At 42.0% G+C, this 17,470-nt stretch carries 15 protein-coding genes; 9 read left to right on the top strand and 6 right to left on the bottom strand.

The genetic code is table 11. The features are described 5' to 3' along the window. Nucleotides 1–107: 107 nt before the first annotated feature. The 3 genes from grpE to H6G73_RS00435 form a co-directional block, all read right to left on the bottom strand. The gene (gene grpE, locus H6G73_RS00445) at nt 108–782 is read right to left on the bottom strand and encodes a nucleotide exchange factor GrpE (protein WP_190600972.1); all 675 of its coding nucleotides are present in this window, start codon (nt 780–782) and stop codon (nt 108–110) included. Between the two features lie 157 nt (nt 783–939). After that, nucleotides 940–1,422 (bottom strand): Dps family protein, encoded by a 483-nt coding sequence (locus H6G73_RS00440; protein ID WP_269468935.1) that lies wholly within the window; start codon nt 1,420–1,422, stop codon nt 940–942. Between the two features lie 49 nt (nt 1,423–1,471). Further along, the gene (locus H6G73_RS00435) at nt 1,472–1,735 is read right to left on the bottom strand and encodes a ParB N-terminal domain-containing protein (protein WP_190600970.1); all 264 of its coding nucleotides are present in this window, start codon (nt 1,733–1,735) and stop codon (nt 1,472–1,474) included. A 188-nt stretch (nt 1,736–1,923) separates the two neighbouring features. Here H6G73_RS00435 and H6G73_RS00430 point away from each other — a divergent pair, with 188 nt between their 5' ends. Next, the gene (locus H6G73_RS00430) at nt 1,924–3,528 is read left to right on the top strand and encodes a SpoIID/LytB domain-containing protein (protein ID WP_190600969.1); all 1,605 of its coding nucleotides are present in this window, start codon (nt 1,924–1,926) and stop codon (nt 3,526–3,528) included. A 304-nt stretch (nt 3,529–3,832) separates the two neighbouring features. Here H6G73_RS00430 and H6G73_RS00425 read toward each other — a convergent pair whose 3' ends face one another. Continuing rightward, the gene (locus H6G73_RS00425) at nt 3,833–4,132 is read right to left on the bottom strand and encodes a ferredoxin (RefSeq protein ID WP_190600968.1); all 300 of its coding nucleotides are present in this window, start codon (nt 4,130–4,132) and stop codon (nt 3,833–3,835) included. A 333-nt stretch (nt 4,133–4,465) separates the two neighbouring features. On the opposite strand from H6G73_RS00425, the gene H6G73_RS00420 reads away from it, so the two are divergent. Both H6G73_RS00420 and map read left to right on the top strand, forming a co-directional pair. Continuing rightward, nucleotides 4,466–5,470 (top strand): Gfo/Idh/MocA family protein, encoded by a 1,005-nt coding sequence (locus H6G73_RS00420; RefSeq protein WP_190600967.1) that lies wholly within the window; start codon nt 4,466–4,468, stop codon nt 5,468–5,470. A 17-nt stretch (nt 5,471–5,487) separates the two neighbouring features. Then, nucleotides 5,488–6,249, top strand: coding sequence for a type I methionyl aminopeptidase (map, locus tag H6G73_RS00415; RefSeq protein ID WP_190600966.1), 762 nt, complete (start codon nt 5,488–5,490; stop codon nt 6,247–6,249). Between the two features lie 62 nt (nt 6,250–6,311). Here map and H6G73_RS00410 read toward each other — a convergent pair whose 3' ends face one another. Beyond that, nucleotides 6,312–7,664 carry a pentapeptide repeat-containing protein gene (locus tag H6G73_RS00410; RefSeq protein WP_190600965.1) on the bottom strand — a complete coding sequence of 451 codons (1,353 nt, stop codon included), beginning with the start codon at nt 7,662–7,664 and terminating at the stop codon, nt 6,312–6,314. A 418-nt stretch (nt 7,665–8,082) separates the two neighbouring features. On the opposite strand from H6G73_RS00410, the gene H6G73_RS00405 reads away from it, so the two are divergent. Next, nucleotides 8,083–8,238 carry a hypothetical protein gene (locus H6G73_RS00405; RefSeq protein WP_190600964.1) on the top strand — a complete coding sequence of 52 codons (156 nt, stop codon included), beginning with the start codon at nt 8,083–8,085 and terminating at the stop codon, nt 8,236–8,238. A 272-nt stretch (nt 8,239–8,510) separates the two neighbouring features. Here H6G73_RS00405 and H6G73_RS00400 read toward each other — a convergent pair whose 3' ends face one another. Then, nucleotides 8,511–9,263: a peptidoglycan-binding protein gene (locus H6G73_RS00400; protein ID WP_190600963.1), complete on the bottom strand. Its 753-nt coding sequence runs from the start codon at nt 9,261–9,263 to the stop codon at nt 8,511–8,513. Nucleotides 9,264–9,520: 257 nt separating this feature from the next. Between H6G73_RS00400 and H6G73_RS00395 the strand changes: the two genes are divergently transcribed. The 5 genes from H6G73_RS00395 to infB all read left to right on the top strand — a co-directional run bounded on the left by H6G73_RS00395 (nt 9,521) and on the right by infB (nt 17,364). Beyond that, entirely contained in the window at nt 9,521–10,972 is a 1,452-nt protein-coding gene (locus tag H6G73_RS00395) for a hypothetical protein (protein WP_190600962.1), read from the top strand. A gap of 418 nt (nt 10,973–11,390) precedes the next feature. Further along, nucleotides 11,391–11,852 carry a ribosome maturation factor RimP gene (gene rimP, locus H6G73_RS00390; RefSeq protein ID WP_190600961.1) on the top strand — a complete coding sequence of 154 codons (462 nt, stop codon included), beginning with the start codon at nt 11,391–11,393 and terminating at the stop codon, nt 11,850–11,852. Nucleotides 11,853–12,148: 296 nt separating this feature from the next. Next, entirely contained in the window at nt 12,149–13,426 is a 1,278-nt protein-coding gene (gene nusA, locus H6G73_RS00385; protein ID WP_190600960.1) for a transcription termination factor NusA, read from the top strand. 102 nt (nt 13,427–13,528) lie between these two features. After that, nucleotides 13,529–13,792 (top strand): YlxR family protein, encoded by a 264-nt coding sequence (locus tag H6G73_RS00380; protein WP_190600959.1) that lies wholly within the window; start codon nt 13,529–13,531, stop codon nt 13,790–13,792. Nucleotides 13,793–14,232: 440 nt separating this feature from the next. Next, a complete protein-coding gene (gene infB / locus H6G73_RS00375; protein ID WP_190600958.1) occupies nt 14,233–17,364 on the top strand; it encodes a translation initiation factor IF-2 in 3,132 nt (1,043 codons plus the stop codon). Nucleotides 17,365–17,470 lie beyond the last annotated feature (106 nt).

Here is a 17,470-nt window from a genome sequence, read left to right as displayed (position 1 = left end):
ATGATTAAATAATTGAATTGTAGATTATTTTTATGGGGGAATATAAAGTATTTATAAATAAACGGAAAAATTTAAATTCAGTTTAAAATTTATTAGGTATTTTAAATTTACAATGAGTTGTTTATAGGACTAACCTTAGCACGATATAATAACCTTTCTCCTTGACGATAACCAAGATAACGTACTTGCACTAAGTCTCCTGGCTTTGCCGCTCCCTCCAATAATTGGTGTTGTTGAGGATCATAGGGTATTTCTGCCCCTACATAAGCGATCACTTCTATTCCCCAAGCCTGTAATAATTTGTCTAAGGGTTTTTGTATCAATGGAACTATTTTGACTGCTGCTAACTCTGGGTTTTCCTTGGCTTTTTCCGCTGCTGTAGGCCACTGTAGGAGCAAAGATTCTAAAATTTGGATACTCGATTGTTGAAACTCTTGGTGTAGAGACTGTTGTTGGGTTTGCAGCAAATTATTGAGGCGATGGTATTCTGTTTGTAAGTTGCTCACTTGGGTTCTGAGGTCTAAGTCCTGACTATTTACCTGTTCCCTGTTAACAACTTCCCTTGAACCTGAGAAAGATTCTACTAACTCATCTAGGGATACATGTAAAACTTGCGAAAGCTTCATTAATATCTCTAGCCGCATCTTGTGAATTTTACCCTGTCGCATCTGTAAAATTTGTCGTTCTGACACACCAGCAGCACGACTGAGAGATTTAAAACTGGAAATACCCACTTGCTGCATTAAACTTTGCAACTTGTGGGTGAAATCAATTTGGTTCATTGGGTAAAAGTTGGAGGAAATGGGTTAATTACTATAGCCGTAGACAAGATGGTTAGGACATGAACCACAACTAAAACCTGAACACTGAAAGGCTTTTAGCACTGTCACCTTTCACCTTTCACCTTTCACCTGCTATAGTATCCCATTTCCTCTATCGTTAGTCTTCTAGTAAACTTCTCAACATCCAAGCGGTTTTTTCATGTACCTGCATCCGTTGGGTTAATAAATCTGCGGTGGGTTCGTCATTCACTTCATCTACCACAGGAAAAATTGACCGGGCAGTTCTCACTACAGCTTCTTGTCCTTCCACTAGTAAGCGAATCATTTCTTTGGCTTTGGGAACACCAGGAGTTTCTGGAATTGAGCTTAATTTCGCATACTCGCTATAGGTTCCCGGTGCAGGATAACCAAGTGCTCTAATTCTTTCGGCAATTAAATCTACTGCTAGGGCCAGTTCTGTATACTGTGTTTCAAACATCAAATGTAGGGTTTGAAACATTGGCCCAGTAACATTCCAATGGAAATTATGTGTTTTCAAATACAGTGAGTAGGTATCAGCCAGTAGTCGAGATAAACCTTCGGCTATTTTAGCTCTACTGGTTTCATCAATACCAATATTGACATTTGCTAAAGATGACATAATTTTTTCCTCCATAAAGGTAGTATAGCTGACAATTAAACTGTAAATTTTATGCTAAGTGCATTTTCAGAACACTTAAGGGTGCTTTGCGAACTCTGGCTAAAATAGTTTCTTGGCCTAGCCTTTGACAAGCTTCGTAACGGTGGCAACCAGAAAAGCCGTAATACTGTCCATCTACTTCTAGGACATCTATCGGTTCTTGTTGACCAATGGCAGCGATAGATTCCATTAGGGCTTTCACCTTGGTGGGGTCATTCTCTCGTGGCAAGGGGCGTTTGATTTGGTTTAATGGAATTTCTTGAATCCGAACCATAGGGAGTTTTACTAACTAGTTTTATGTTTCGACCATAGATAAATCATACTCGTTATGACTTTGATTTGCAACTGTCCGGAGCAAAATAGGGAAATCGTATAATGGGAGCGCATGAGCTAGAAAAAAATCAGGGTACACAACTTGAAAATCAGCCCCAACGCCACACAAAGAGGCAAAACCAATTCTCCATGAAAATTTTATTTTGGCGTTCTTCATACGCATTCCTGACCACATTTTGCTTATTGGGACTAACGGCTGCATCGGGGCCAGTAAGCAGTAGTGAGGATGTAGAACTGCAAATTGGGATTGTCCAGCGATTTGGTTCTAACCCTAAAGCCAAGGTACAATTGTCACCAACAAAAGGCGATCGCTTGAAGTTACAATTTTCCCAAGGCAATCAGCCGCAAACTCTCATTACCCAAAACCCCATCACCCTGGAAACGGTAATGCAAAACTTACCCCAACCAACAGTAGTTGAGGTACTAGTTTTAGGAGATTTCCGCACCTTTGAAACGGCAGAAGACAGTGCCAAAAACCTTCGTGCTCAAGGCATAGAAGTAGAAATCGCCCAACCAGAACGCTGGCAAGTATGGGCAAAACGAGATGTGTACAGCACACCCTTACTACGGCGCTTGCTGCTACAGAGCATGGAAGCTTCTGGTAATAAAAATGCTTATCTTGATACTAAAATTTTGTCCCAGCAGCCACAAGTTAGCCTCATAGTCAATGGCAAACGCTACAGTCAAAATAATTTAGAAATTAGTTCTGATCAAAATTTAATTAAACTCTCTACAAGTGAAAAGCCTGAACAAACTCTCACCTATCCCGGTACCATTAGATTACAACCCAACGCCTACGGTACATATACCTTAGTTAATCAAGTCCCACTAGAAACCTATGTACGTGGAGTTTTGCCCTACGAAATTGGCCCCAATGCCCCAACAGCAGCACTAGAAGCACAAGCTGTAATTGCCCGCACCTACGCTCTACGAAACTTGCGTCGATTTGCTATAGATAACTATCAACTGTGCGCTGATACCCATTGCCAAGTGTATCAAGGACTGAATGCAGTTTCACGGAACACAGACAAAGCTAGTGCAGCCACTAGTGGTATGGTTCTAACTTACAACCAACAACTAGTAGATGCCTTGTATTCCTCCACAACAGGTGGTGTTACAGCTTCCTTTAGTGACGTTTGGAATGGAGAAGACCGTCCCTATTTGCGGCCAGTCCTTGATGCAGCAACTAACATTTGGAATCTATCCACCCAAAATCTAGCTGACGAAAAAAACTTTCAGCAGTTTATCAATTTAGAAAAAGGGTTTAATGAAAGTTCTTGGGATGTATTCAGATGGCGTAAAGAAAGCACCATAGAAGACATTACCAAAGACTTGCAAAAATTTTTGCAAGTGAAAAAAAGTCCCTATGCCAAATTAAAAAAAGTGGAAGCAATGTCTGTGGTTGAACGCAGTCAAAGTGGACGCATTCTCAAACTAGCTGTAAAAACAGATATTGGCACATTTACCCTACACAAAGATGAAGTCCGCAGTGCCTTAAGACCACCTATCAGTACATTTTTTTATCTCCAACCTTTAAATAAAGGTCAAGATCAGCTGTGGGGATACGCTTTTGTTGGTGGAGGAATGGGACATGGAGTAGGTTTAAGTCAGACTGGTGCTCAAAACCTCGCTAAATTAGGTTGGTCAAGCGAAAGAATTCTGCAATTTTATTATCCCGGTACAAAATTACAAAAACTAGATCAGCAACTCAAAACATCCATCAATTTGAAATAAGTAATTGCTGAATTTTCAGATTTTTCAGGGTGTATTTATGGCTATAACTACGAATCAAGAAAAACTCTTTTTTATTTTTTCTTTTTCCTTTTGAACTGCCGATAGGAAAGGCATACTCCTCAATACAAAGTGGGAGGAACAGGAATTATCCTATTTTCCTCCCTGGAGATTTTTCTCCACCAAACATGGAAAAAATTGTTTTGTATTACTCCAGCATAATAAAGAACAAAAAAAGGTTTTTTTCTTCTTGTTTGCTGTATTTTTCTGATTATTAAGGCAGGTTTATGATCACCCAACCTAAATCTTAGTACAGGTCTTCTTCTTTGTGAGTTTGAATGGTTACATCGGAGGTAGGATAAGCTACGCAGGTTAGTACATATCCAGCTTCAATTTGATCATCATCTAAGAAAGATTGGTCGGATTGGTCAACAGTACCTGAAACGAGTTTACCAGCACAGGTAGAACAAGCACCAGCGCGGCAAGAGTAGGGAAGATCCAGACCAGCTTCTTCAGCCGCATCTAGAATATATTCATCATCAGGAACATCAATGGTGTGGGTAGTACCTTCAGTTTCGTTGATTAATGTGACTTTGTAAGTAGCCATTTAGTATTCCTCTCTTGTGCAAACGGCAGTATAAGATATCCTCAAGCAAAGCACACGGCTACTCCGAGCGGGTTAGCCGCTAATTTCAATTTGCTTCAATTCTGATACTACGGGAAAAGTAAAAGCTTTTAACTGAAAAATCACCGCGATTAGTAATGAAATTTAGTTAATTCCTACTAATAAGTTTTAGTTATATAAAATACGCCTCTAGGCTCAAACTGTGTTTTTGATAAAATGCTTATGGCATTGATGGAACTTTCACTGCTTGAGTTGTAAGCAAACAAGGTTTAATCAGCATCTGAGAAAACCCCACAAACATAACTGGTGACGAACATGTATAATTCCGAGACACCTTTGCTAACGACAAGTGTGCGGGTGGGTTTAGTTGGGACTGGTTATGCCGCTAAACTCCGAGCAGAGGCATTGCAACAAGATACACGGGCACATTTAGTAGCGATCGCTGGGCATACAATAGAAAAGACCAATACTTTTGCTCAGGAATACGCAATTGAGGGGATGAATTCCTGGCAACAACTGGTAGCAAGAGATGATATTGATTTACTGGTGATTTCTACAGTGAATCGAGATCATGGTAAAATCGCCCACGCAGCTTTAATGAGTGGAAAACATGTTGTTGTTGAGTACCCTCTAGCAATAGATTTAGAAGAAGCTCAGTCACTGATTGACTTAGCCAAAACCAACAAAAAACTACTGCATGTAGAACATATAGAACTTTTGGGCGGCTTACATCAAGCTTTAAAAGAAAATTTACCTTTAATTGGTGATGTATTTTATGTTCGCTACAGTACCATCAACTCCCAGCATCCTGCACCGCGGAAATGGACTTATCACCATGACCTGTTCGGGTTTCCTTTAATTGGCGCGATTTCTCGGTTACATCGTCTGACTGATTTATTTGGAGATGTTTTTACTGTTAATTGTCACCAGCGTTATTGGGAAGAAGAAGGAACGGAATATTATCAAGGCTGTTTGTGTATTGCCCAGTTATGTTTTACTAGTGGATTGTTGGCCCAAGTTATTTACGGTAAAGGAGAAACTTTATGGCAGTCAGAACGAAAATTTGAAGTGCATGGTACAAAAGGTGGGTTAATTTTTGATGGTGATGGGGGAATCCTGTTACAAGGAGACAAGAAAACACCAATTGAAGTTGGTAGTCGCCGGGGTTTATTTGGAAAAGATACAACTATGGTGTTAGATCATCTGTTTAATGGTACTCCTTTATATGTCACACCAGAGGAAAGTTTGTATACATTAAAAGTTGCTGATGCAGCAAAAAGGGCTGCGAACAGCGGATTAACTATATATTTCTTTAAGTAAGTAGTAAATCAAATTCAATGAAAACAGAACCAATAGTTATTTTATCCCAACGAGAAATAGAAAAAATGCGTCGGGCTGGGAACTTGGCAGCAAAGTTATTAAAACATTTAGAACCTTTGGTGAAACCAGGGGTAAGTACCTTAGAACTAAATGATGAAGCCGAACGTTGGACACAAGCACAAGGAGCAAAAAGTGCCCCTTTAGGATATAAAGGTTTTCCCAGATCGATTTGTACCAGTGTCAATGAAGTAATTTGCCATGGTATCCCCAATGGTAAACAAATTCTCAAAGATGGTGACATTATTAACATTGATGTCACACCAATTGTCGATGGCTATCATGGGGATACATCAAAAACATTTATTGTTGGTAACCCCTCTCTCACAGCAAAAAAATTAGTGGAAGTTACCCAGAAGTGTCTGGAATTAGGAATAGCAGAAGTCAAGCCAGGGGCTAGAATTGGTGATATTGGTGCAGCTATTCAAGAGTATGCGGAGGCTCACGGCTTCTCTGTGGTGCGGGATTTTGTGGGGCATGGGATTAGTAATATTTTCCACACAGCACCGGATATTCCCCACTATGGTACAAGAGGCAAAGGTAAACGCCTGAGAGCCGGTATGGTATTTACCATTGAGCCGATGATTAATGAAGGTACTTGGGAAGCTGAGATGTTGAGTGATGGTTGGACGGCAGTAACACGCGATCGCAAATTATCAGCCCAATTTGAGCATACTATAGCTGTGACTGAGGATGGTGTAGAAATCTTGACTCGGGAGTAAAACAGAGGGAAAGGCGATAGGGTGTAGGGTCAGAATTTTCTCCCCCTGCTTCCCCCACTGCCTCATCGTCCCAATTTATTGGGAATACCTTCACACCCACCAGGCATGGTGGCTCTAGTTTTTTCTCCTCCCCACGCACAGCAATAGTAACGGGCAGAGTCTGATATTCTCTGTGCGTTGGTGAAATCGGCATTTTCTACCACTGCCCCTGTGTGTTCACCTGTTTCATAGTTGGGTTCGGCTGTGCGACTGCGGGGTGAAGCCTGTTCCAATGTCCCATAAAATAAGCGCACACTATTTAAATCTGCACCGCTGAGATTTGCGTCAAATAAGATGGTGCGAGACAGGTTAGCCTTGACTAGGTCACAACCACTTAAATTGGCACGAACAAGATTTGCTTCGCTTAAGTCAGTCCAGCGTAAATCTGTGCCTGATAAGTCTGCTGCGGCTAACATCACTCCTAAGTCAATCACTCTGACCCCATCTAAACGGTCTTCTGCATATCCACCTACACCATTGAGAATTGCCCTTCCCAAGCGCAGATCCCGTTTCAGAGGTGAGAGTAATTTGGAACGGGAGAGAAAGCGGAGAATTTTGGCTTTACCACTACCATCAACACTACTCAAAATAGCAGCTGTGCGCCCCTCAGCGATCGCTCTTTCCTGGGGCCAGTCTTCTAATAGTCCCTCTTCATCGAGGACTAAATCAGAAATGCCTTGAAAATAGGAATCTATGGTTTGTTGTTGGGTAATAATATTTTGCTGGACAGTCAACAGGTTTTGTTGAATTGTCAGGTCTTTGGAAATAATATATTGTCGCCAAGCAACGTAAACAGCAATAACGGCGATGAAGATTTGTCCTAATGCTCCAAACCATTCAGCCAGAGTACCAGAGGCTTCCCAGTTGATTTTCCGCCCCAATGCCAGCAAGCGATCGCCTATACTGGTAAATCTTACTATACCAATAATTGCAATGATTAACCCCACCCAGGCAATGAACAAAGTTCTATCTTGAGGTGAAAACCACTTTTTGATTTTTTCCTTCAACCAAGGGGAAAGCATCGCTATTGATAACCCCAATGTCACCAAGGTGCCCAAGATCCCCAGGAATGAGTTATTGATGATTATGCCCAGCAGAGTCATAGCGATCGCGATCGCTGTTAATATTAATGCCCTGGGCTTCACTGCCAACTCCACCTTTTGGCCCATGTGAAACCCAGAACGAGCCTGTTTTAGAGCATTGGTATGCTGTGGAGATTGTAAAGCAGTAATAGCCGCTAAGGCTTGTTTTCTTGCCAAATTTTCAGGAGTTAGTTCATGATTCCCAGAACCTCCATCAAAATCATTCGGTTCCAAGTCTTCATCTACTCTATGTTCCGGTTTTGGTAAATCGTAGGAATTAGATTCAATAGTCATGGTTAATCACTAGTGCTTCACCAGGGTAAAGTCAAACATCACGCAAAACGGATATTTGACAAACCCCAAACAAATGCTGGGCAGATAACTTAGCAGATTATTTATAATAAATCGTATCAATTTGTTGTAAAAATTACTTTATTTATCCATTGATTAAAATCATTAAATTTTTTCATCTCTTTTGATAACTTACATCCATTTCTATTTTGTTTAGAGTTTAATACAAACAACCAGTCGCTCAAGTTGAGATTTTAGATGTATTCAAGGATTGTCTGGGCATTAGTTTATCTTAATAATCAAGCTACTATTATCTAATATTTTGCCTTTTCTACCAAAACAGTCCCAATCTCCCACTCTAAAATCTTAAATCGCGTCTATTAATTTTCATCGCTAAATAATCTAGAGGAAAATAAATCTCATGAAAAACATGGTATTTACAGAATTAACTGATGCAGATCGCAAAAGAAATCAATATCTTGATCAGATTAATCATGCGCCTTATTCTGCCATCTTCTTTACTATGTTGATTATGTTGTTACTTGTAACTGTCAGCATATCAATTGGTGCTTTTTAAAATTTTCATCTTTGACAAAAAAAACAGAGAAAATTTAGATGAGTGAATGATTTCACTGTTTGCTTAATCCAAAGTTCAAATTAATAGGAAGGGACTTCCAAATTAATGGAAGCCCCTTCCTCATAGTATGGGATTGATTAACAGCGTCTTGAATTTCGTTTTTGCATTGATACAGACTCAATGTATCAACCTGTAGATCAAAGATTTTTATTGGCCATTTATGCAAATAAATCTTTTTGGGGAACAATTAATCATCAACTTTTTGACCCTGCTTAAGGTGTAGCCGTTGGTGTAGCTGTTGGTGTAGCCGTTGGTGTAGCTGTTGGTGTAGCTGTTGGTGTAGCTGTTGGTGAAGGTTTGACAGTTGGTTTTGCTGTTGGTTTTGCTGTTGGTTTGACAGTTGGTTTTGCTGTTGGTTTTGCTGTTGGTTTGACTGTTGGTTTGACTGTTGGTTTAACTGCTGGTTTTGCCGTGGGAGAAGGTTTGGGTGACGGCTTAGGTGATGGTGAAGCAGTCGGTGCAGGTGTAGGAGTTGGTTTAGCAGCAGGTTGACCAATGATTTGCTTAACTTCTGCATCTAACTTCTGACGCAGTTTGAGATCAGCTATACCAGTTTCCTCCAATTGATGCTTTTTCTGATACTCCTTCACCAATTCCTCTGTTCGAGAACTATAAAATTGATCACGAGGTAGAAGAGAATTTGGCTTTAAAACCGCATTTAAATTAGCTTGCAAAATCTTAACGATATTAGCTGCAAACCCCTGTGTTTGGGGGCCTGCCTTACCATCGACAGTTAATTTATAACCTTTTTGAAATTCAGTAATTGCCTTTTTTGTTTCTTCGTCAGTTAAAGGTCCTTTTGTGACTTTGACGTTATAACCCAATCCTTTCAACACAGCACGAAATTCTTCAGGAGTATAGTTACGTTGACGAATTGCAAAAGCTGTATCAGAAATAACGACACTAGCAGTAACTAAGCAAGTTAATGCAACCGCTGCCCTTGATTTGCCAAAATCACACCACATTCTTAAAACTCCTTGAGATTAAATCAGCATGGTAGAGAGCCTAACAGGTGCATTTTAAGTTTCTTTAAGATCGTTTTTTGATTTTATTTATAAATTTTGATTAATTAGATACCAGTAAATTATTAAAAAATATGAACAAATAGAAGTTTTATATGCTCTACATAGTCTGCTCTTAAATGAACGGTGTTATTGATCAGACTCAGTTCTAAATTTAAGCTCAATAATATTGTGAATGTAAGTATAATCAGTAACCAGCAATGATTAATCCTCAAACCTCTAAACGGCGTAACCTTTGGTTTGAAAGGTTAATGGCAGTCGTCGCCAGTGTGAACTTAGGTTTAGTAGTATTTGATTTGAGTTATGTGCCCTGGCGCGATTTTTACTGGCGCAGACTTCCTCAGATTACTCAAATTTATGATGACATCAAAGGTATAGAACCTAATCGTGATACTACACAATATTTAGCAGCAGTAGCAGCCTTAGAAGAACAAGTCAGTCAAACTGGCTTAAATTCTCCTCAGGTCAAAACCCAATTAGAGGAACTCAACCGCCTGAGTACGGAGATGATTAATAGCAACCCTTTTGCAGTAGCAGGCAAAACCGGAACGCTAGAAAAAATTAAAAATCGGATGAGAGATCATCTTAAACAAGAATCTGCAAAACGTGCCTTTGCAATTTTTTGGAGTCAAGAATATTTATCTAAAAATGGTTGGAAACAAGAAATTAACTTTTTTAATCAACAGATTCAGCCATTAATCGCCATCAATTACCATCGGCAAATAGGGGAAAACGGAGAATTTTTAGATAAATTCTGGCTAATTGACTTACCATTTGTCTGCTTGTTTGCTTTGGAATTTTTAGGCAGGACTGTTTATTTAAAGCGTCGATATCGAAATTTGAGTTGGTTAGAAGCGGTTTTATGGCGGTGGTACGACCTCTTTTTATTGATCCCCTATTGGCGCTGGTTGCGGGTATTGCCTGTAGTTATCAGGTTAGATAAAGCCCAGATATTGGATTTAAGCGTTATCAGAAAACAGATTCATCAAGGTATAGTTGCCAATTTCGCGGAAGAAATTACCGAAATTGTAGTGGTAAGGGTAATTAATCAAATACAGGGATCAATTCAGCGAGGAGAGATTACACGCTGGTTGTTACAGCCAGAAAACGTCAGACCCTATATAGATATTAATAACGTCAATGAAGTAGAAGCGATCGCTAATCTTTTACTCCAAACCGTCTTTCATCAAGTTCTACCCAAAATCCAACCAGAAATTATTGCTATTTTGCGCCACAACATCAACACAGCCTTCCAGCAGGTTCCTGGTTATCGCAACCTCCATATGTTGCCAGGAATAAGTCAAGCACAAACACAAATCAGTGACCAACTCGCTACCCAAATTATCACCAACCTCTACAAAGCTGTAGTCAGCGCCACCAATGACCCTGTAGCAAACCAACTTTCTCGTCAACTCATAGACAAATTGTCATCTACCCTCAGTTCAGAAATTCAGAAACAGCATGTGCTAGGAGAGATTCAAAGTTTACTAAGCGACTTCCTCGAAGAAGTGAAGATTAATTACATTCAACGACTATCCCAAGAAGATATCGACCAAATTATTGAACAAACCAGACAAATGCGAACCCAAGGAAGCATGAAAACAGTAGTTAATAACAGCACCTCACTAATGAGCAAAGGTAACAGAGCATAGAAAAAAATACCAATTAAAAATTAACAATAAAAAACGGGCAAGGATATGATTTCATTAGAGTTTCAGGTATAAGCTATCCCATTTTTTCCCAAATGGGTGAGTATTCCTCACCAGTAACCATGCTTGTTCGCGCATCGTGCCGTAGGGATCACCCATACTTCTGCAACTTCTGTAACTCCTGAACTTCTGTAACTCCTGAACTTCTGAACTTCTAGAACTCCTGAACTTCTGTAGCTTCTGAACTTCTGAACTTCTGAACTTCTGAACTCCTTCCCTTCTCCCTCCTTCTTGTTTATTGAAAGAAATACGCTACACTCATGTTAGGGGCGAACCGATCTCGGTTCGTCACAATACTTCTTGGAAGATATCCTTATCGCAGGAAGTGGGTAGTTGCCCACTTTTTTTATTGAATTCTCGCATGACTCATCCTTTAGTCCCGCAAATTCTTGAATTAGCAACACCAGTAGCAGCAGAACTTGGTTTAGAAGTTGTTGGTGCAGTTTTTCACACAAACCAACGTCCGCCGGTTTTGCGGGTAGATATCCGTAATCCCATACAGGACACAGGTCTGGATGATTGTGAGCGGATGAGCCGTGCCTTGGAAGCCTCCTTAGATGCGGCAGAGATCATTCCAGATGCTTATGTCTTAGAAATATCCAGTCCTGGAATTTCTCGACAAATTACCACTGATAGGGAATTTATTTCCTTTAAAGGTTTTCCTGTCCTTATTTCCACCTCCCCACCCTACGAAGGACAACAAGAGTGGATTGGACAATTGGTTCGTCGAGATGAAACAGCTGTTTACTTAAATCAAAAAGGTCGTGTAGTTGAAATTCCCCGCACCCAAATTACTAGGGTGCAACTGGATGAGCGCCGCTGATTGATTTTAAATTTTAGATTTTAGATTTTGGATTTGCGATTGGGTAGTGGGTGTTAAACACTCGGACAACATGGTGGACTAGGTCTACCATCCCCAACATCCCAAAAACTGAAAATAACAATCTTTTGATCGTTAAGTTTTCCGTAGGTTTCCCCAGGAACAGATATCGTCAATTGGAGTGTATTTAGCAAGTAACCCATACTCAGGCAAGAAAAATCAAAAATCCCAAACTTAAAATCAAAACTTAACATCGAAAATTTGCTTGGGTGCTTACATCAAAGTTAAGGAGATTGCTTATGTCAATGGTTAGTTTACCTGGTTTAAAAGATTTAATTGAAAATATTAGTCGTGAACGCAATTTACCACGTCTAGCAGTACAGTCAGCTATCAGAGAAGCCCTACTCAAAGGTTATGAACGTTATCGTCGCGCCCAAAATTTAGAACGAAAACAATTTGATGAAGACTATTTTGATAATTTTGAAGTAGAACTAGATATTGATAGTGAAGGATTCCGCGTTCTTTCTACTAAAACAATTGTTGAAGAAGTTAGTAATAACGATCATCAAATTTCTTTAGAAGAAGTTCAACAAGTAGCACCAGAAGCACAATTAGGTGATTCTGTCGTGCTTGATGTCACCCCAGACCAAGGTGAATTTGGTCGTATGGCAGCGATGCAAACCAAACAGGTATTAGCTCAAAAGCTGCGAGATCAACAACGCCAAATGGTGCAAGAAGAGTTCCAAGACCTAGAAAGTACGGTATTACAAGCTAGAGTTTTGAGATTTGAGCGTCAATCAGTAATTTTGGCAGTGAGTAGCGGTTTTGGCCAACCAGAAGTAGAAGCAGAATTACCAAAACGGGAGCAGCTACCCAACGATAATTATCGAGCTAATGCCACATTTAAGGTCTATCTGAAAAAAGTTTCCCAAGGTCAACAACGGGGACCCCAATTAATGGTGTCTCGCGCTGATGCAGGACTTGTAGTTTATCTTTTTGCGAACGAAGTCCCAGAAATTGAAGATGAAGTAGTGCGAATTGTTGCTGTGGCACGGGAAGCAAATCCCCCTTCTCGCTACGTAGGCCCTCGGACTAAAATTGCAGTAGATACCCTAGATCGTGATGTAGATCCTGTTGGCGCTTGTATTGGTGCTAGAGGTTCACGAATTCAGGTGGTAGTCAACGAGTTACGTGGGGAGAAAATAGATGTAATTCGCTGGTCTCCAGATCCAGCAACATATATTGCTAATGCTTTGAGTCCAGCACGGGTTGATGAAGTGCGTCTTATGGACCCTGAAACCCGACAAACCCACGTCTTAGTTGCGGAAGACCAACTGAGTTTGGCGATTGGTAAAGAAGGTCAAAACGTCCGCTTAGCTGCTCGCCTCACTGGTTGGAAAATCGACATTAAAGATAAAGCTAAATACGATCATGCCGCAGAGGATGCTAAATTTGCTGCTGCACGAGCTAAATATCAACCGGAGGATGATGACAATGATTTGGAGGAAATAGAGGATGAAATGCAAGAAGAATTAGAATTAGAGGAAGATAACTTTGACACTAGCGAGGATGAATAATTAATTGCCTGGGAAGTTGTCTGTTCACTGACCATCTCACAGTGACCTGGTCAAGGGGAATTTTTTCACCGACAGACTGCTGCCTGATCAAAGCAAAAAGTCATGAAACCGAATTATCGGCGTTGTATCAGTTGTCGCCAAGTAGGATCTAAAGAAGAGTTTTGGCGAATTGTCCGCGTCTTTCCATCGGGAAAGGTACAATTAGATGAGGGCATGGGGCGGTCAGCCTATATTTGCCCCCAAGCAAGCTGCCTCCAGGTGGCTCAAAAAAAGAATAAACTAGGGCGATCGCTACATGCAACAGTGCCAGAAGCACTGTATCAAACATTGTGGCAACGCCTCACTAACAGCAATCCCCAAACTTAAGATTTCCTAGACCTTGACGGCGGTAATCTTGAGAGCAAAGATATTGCAGGACTCAAACCTGTAATCTCAACCAAATCTCTCTGGATCGCTGGGGTTAGTGCCAAAATAGTAAATGGGTGTAGCAAGCATACGGCTCTCCAACAAAATAGTGAGGGACGAGGCAATACTCCCAACAAGTTTTACTCGATTGTGTTGTGGAAGACTCAGAATCAGCAAAACAAAAACCTAAAAAATGGCAACCTGGTAGCGCAACAGCGCAGTTCGGCGTCAACCATCATTCCTGGTGGGGATGCCAGCATTAAACCGAAACATCTCTCTTTCCTAATTGGAGGCACCGGCAACATCACCAAGGGCAACCGAAAAAACAGTGATCAAAGGATGGAGATGTCGTTAACCAGGCAACCATCCGCTAAAACTGTAGATTACAAAGGAAAGAGTGGATGAACAACGGCAAAGTTAGAATCTACGAATTATCAAAGGAATTGAATTTGGATAACAAGGAGCTATTAGCAATTTGCGACCAGCTCAATATCGCGGTCAAAAGCCATAGCAGCACAATTTCAGAGTCTGAGGCAGAACGCATTCGGTCGGCGGCAGAAAAACTGCCCGCAACTCATGCGGCCTCTAGAAAGGAACAAGGTAATCACAGCCATAAACCAAATTCACCCCAAACTGGCTCCCGAAACCGACCTGCTGCATCCCATAAACAACAAATTTTGGAAATTCGCAAACCCAAAATATTGAGAAACACTACCTCCAATGCCCCTGAGGCATCAGTTGCTACCAATAATTACGTTGCTTCGTCTGAAGTTAATCCTCCCTCACCTCCACGGCCTTTCGCTACACCACAAGTCTCGCCCATGAAGCCGACGGCACCTATTCGACCTGTACCCCGGAATCAATCTGAGACCCCGCAAAAACCCAATCTCGCTGAACCGGAGAAGAAAAATCCTTCTACTCCAGCAGCAGAAAAAACTGCGGCGGAAAAACCAGAGAAAGTAGTTCCAGCTAAACCCAAGCCGGAAAAACCCCAAAAGCCACAATTAGTGGCACCACCGTCTAGACCAGCAGAAGAAAAAGGTTCACCAGCAGATTCAGGATCACCAGTCGAAAAACCGATCCTCAAACGTGAACGTCAACGTCGTAACGAAGACGAACGTGAACCATCTAAGCCCAGAGGCAATAAGCAGACAGCAGAAGCACCTCAAGGCGCACCATCTAAGCCAGGACGGCCAGGGACTGGTGCTGGTAAACCAGAACATCGTGGGAATAGACCCCCAGCACCAGGCGGTGAGGGACAAAGACCCAGACCAGCCCGTCCCACAGAACCAGTGGCGGCTGTTCCTGTTGCCACCCCTCCCAGACCCATGGCTGGTGCCGCTGCTAAAAAAGACAAAGAATTTTTGGATGATGAAGTTGTCACACCAGAAATCCTTGACTTGAAGCGCCCCACTCCACCACGTTTAGCTAAGGGTGGCCCAAAAAAGTGGCAAGAAGAGGAGATTATTGACGAAGTTAAAGAAAAGTCAAAATCTGGAGCCAAGGGCAAACGAGTCAAGCCGATTCTGGAAGATGACTTTGAAGATGAAGACTTTTTAGGGGAAGACGGTCTAGACATACCCGCAGCAGTCCAGGTGAGTCTCTCCATTGCTCGTCCTCCTAAACCTAAGTCCAGCAAGCCTGCTTTACAACCTGTTGCCACAATTTCTAGTCCCACAACCAGAGCAGCTAAGAAAGCTGCTGCTACTAACCGTGAGCAAAACCGTCGCCAAGAAACAGAAACAAAACGCGAACGCCCAGAAAAATTAGTCGTCACTGGGCCAATGACGGTACAAGAATTGGCTGATGGTTTGGTCATTGCTGATACAGAGATTGTGAAAATCCTGTTCATCAAAGGTATGGCAGTGAGTATCACCCAAAATTTGGATATTCCCACCATTACCCTGATTGCCAAGGAATTAGAAGTAGAAGTCGAAACAGCTGAGCCAGAAGCAGAAGCTCGTAAAGTCACAGAAATGCTGGATGTGGAAGACCTAGAAAATCTCCACCGTCGTCCACCAGTAGTGACAATTATGGGTCACGTAGACCATGGTAAAACCACCTTGCTTGATTCCATTCGCAAAACCAAAGTGGCGGCTGGGGAAGCTGGGGGTATTACTCAACACATTGGTGCATACCATGTGGATCTGGAACATGACGGCAAGGCACAACAAATCGTCTTCCTAGATACTCCTGGTCACGAAGCCTTTACCGCAATGCGGGCGCGAGGTGCAAGGGTAACAGACATTGCTGTGTTAGTCGTAGCAGCAGATGATGGTGTTCGTCCCCAAACCATTGAAGCCATTAGCCATGCCCAAGCGGCGGGTGTTCCCATTGTTGTAGCCATCAACAAAATTGATAAAGAAGGTGCACAACCAGACCGCGTTAAACAAGAGTTGACCCAGTATGGCCTAACTGCGGAAGAATGGGGTGGTGAAACTATCATGGTGCCTGTGAGCGCCATTCGTGGTGAAAACCTGGATACCCTATTAGAGATGATTCTGTTGGTGGCTGAAGTTGCTGAACTCTCTGCTAACCCAGATCGGGTGGCTAAGGGTACAGTCATTGAAGCACATTTGGATAAAGCTAAGGGAGCAGTAGCTACTCTGCTGATTCAAAATGGTACTTTGCACGTAGGTGATATGCTGGTGGCTGGCTCGGCATTTGGTAAAGTCCGCGCGATGGTGGATGACCGAGGTCGCCGAGTAGAAGTAGCTAGCCCCTCCTTTGCAGTAGAGGTATTAGGTTTAAGCGATGTCCCTGCGGCTGGTGATGAGTTCGAGGTGTTTGAAAACGAAAAACAAGCCAGAGCGATCGCTGCTGACCGGGCTGATAAACAACGCCAATCCCGCCTCCTCCAAGGACGTGTCACCCTCACAACCCTCTCTGCTCAAGCTCAAGAAGGCGAGTTAAAAGAACTCAACTTAATCTTGAAAGCAGACGTACAAGGTTCCGTAGAAGCTATTATTGGCTCACTCAAACAAATTCCCCAAAACGAAGTCCAAATCAGGATGCTGTTAGCTGCCCCTGGGGAAATCACCGAGACAGATATCGACTTAGCTGCGGCTAGTAATGCTGTGATCATCGGCTTCAATACCACCTATGCCAGTGGTGCTAGGCAGGCTGCTGATGAAGCTGGTGTAGATGTGCGGGAATATAACATCATCTACAAACTGCTAGAAGATATCCAAGGAGCTTTGGAAGGTCTACTGGAGCCAGAATTGGTGGAAGAACCATTGGGACAAACAGAAGTGCGTGCTGTCTTCCCTGTCGGTCGTGGAGCCGTGGCTGGCTGCTACGTTCAATCAGGCAAACTGCTGCGTAACTGCAAAGTGCGGGTACGTCGTGGTAACAAGATGGTTTACGAAGGTGTGCTTGATTCCCTCAAACGGATGAAAGAAGATGCCCGTGAAGTCAACTCTGGTTATGAATGTGGTGTCGGCATTGATAAGTTCCATGATTGGGCTGAAGGCGACATCATCGAAGCTTACCAAATGGTGACTAAACGCCGAACCTTGACCATGACAAGATAGTCGTGAGTAACAAGTGTTGAATCCTGAGTGCATATTGATGAGTGTTGAGTTTAAGATTTTGTTGAGTTCAATACTCATAACTCAGGATTCATAACTCAATACTCAT

This window comes from Richelia sinica FACHB-800 (genome assembly GCF_014698825.1).
Classification (GTDB): Bacteria; Cyanobacteriota; Cyanobacteriia; order Cyanobacteriales; family Nostocaceae; genus FACHB-800.
The sequence above is the reverse complement of the archived record's forward strand: the minus strand, read 5'-3'. Positions and strand labels throughout refer to the sequence as shown.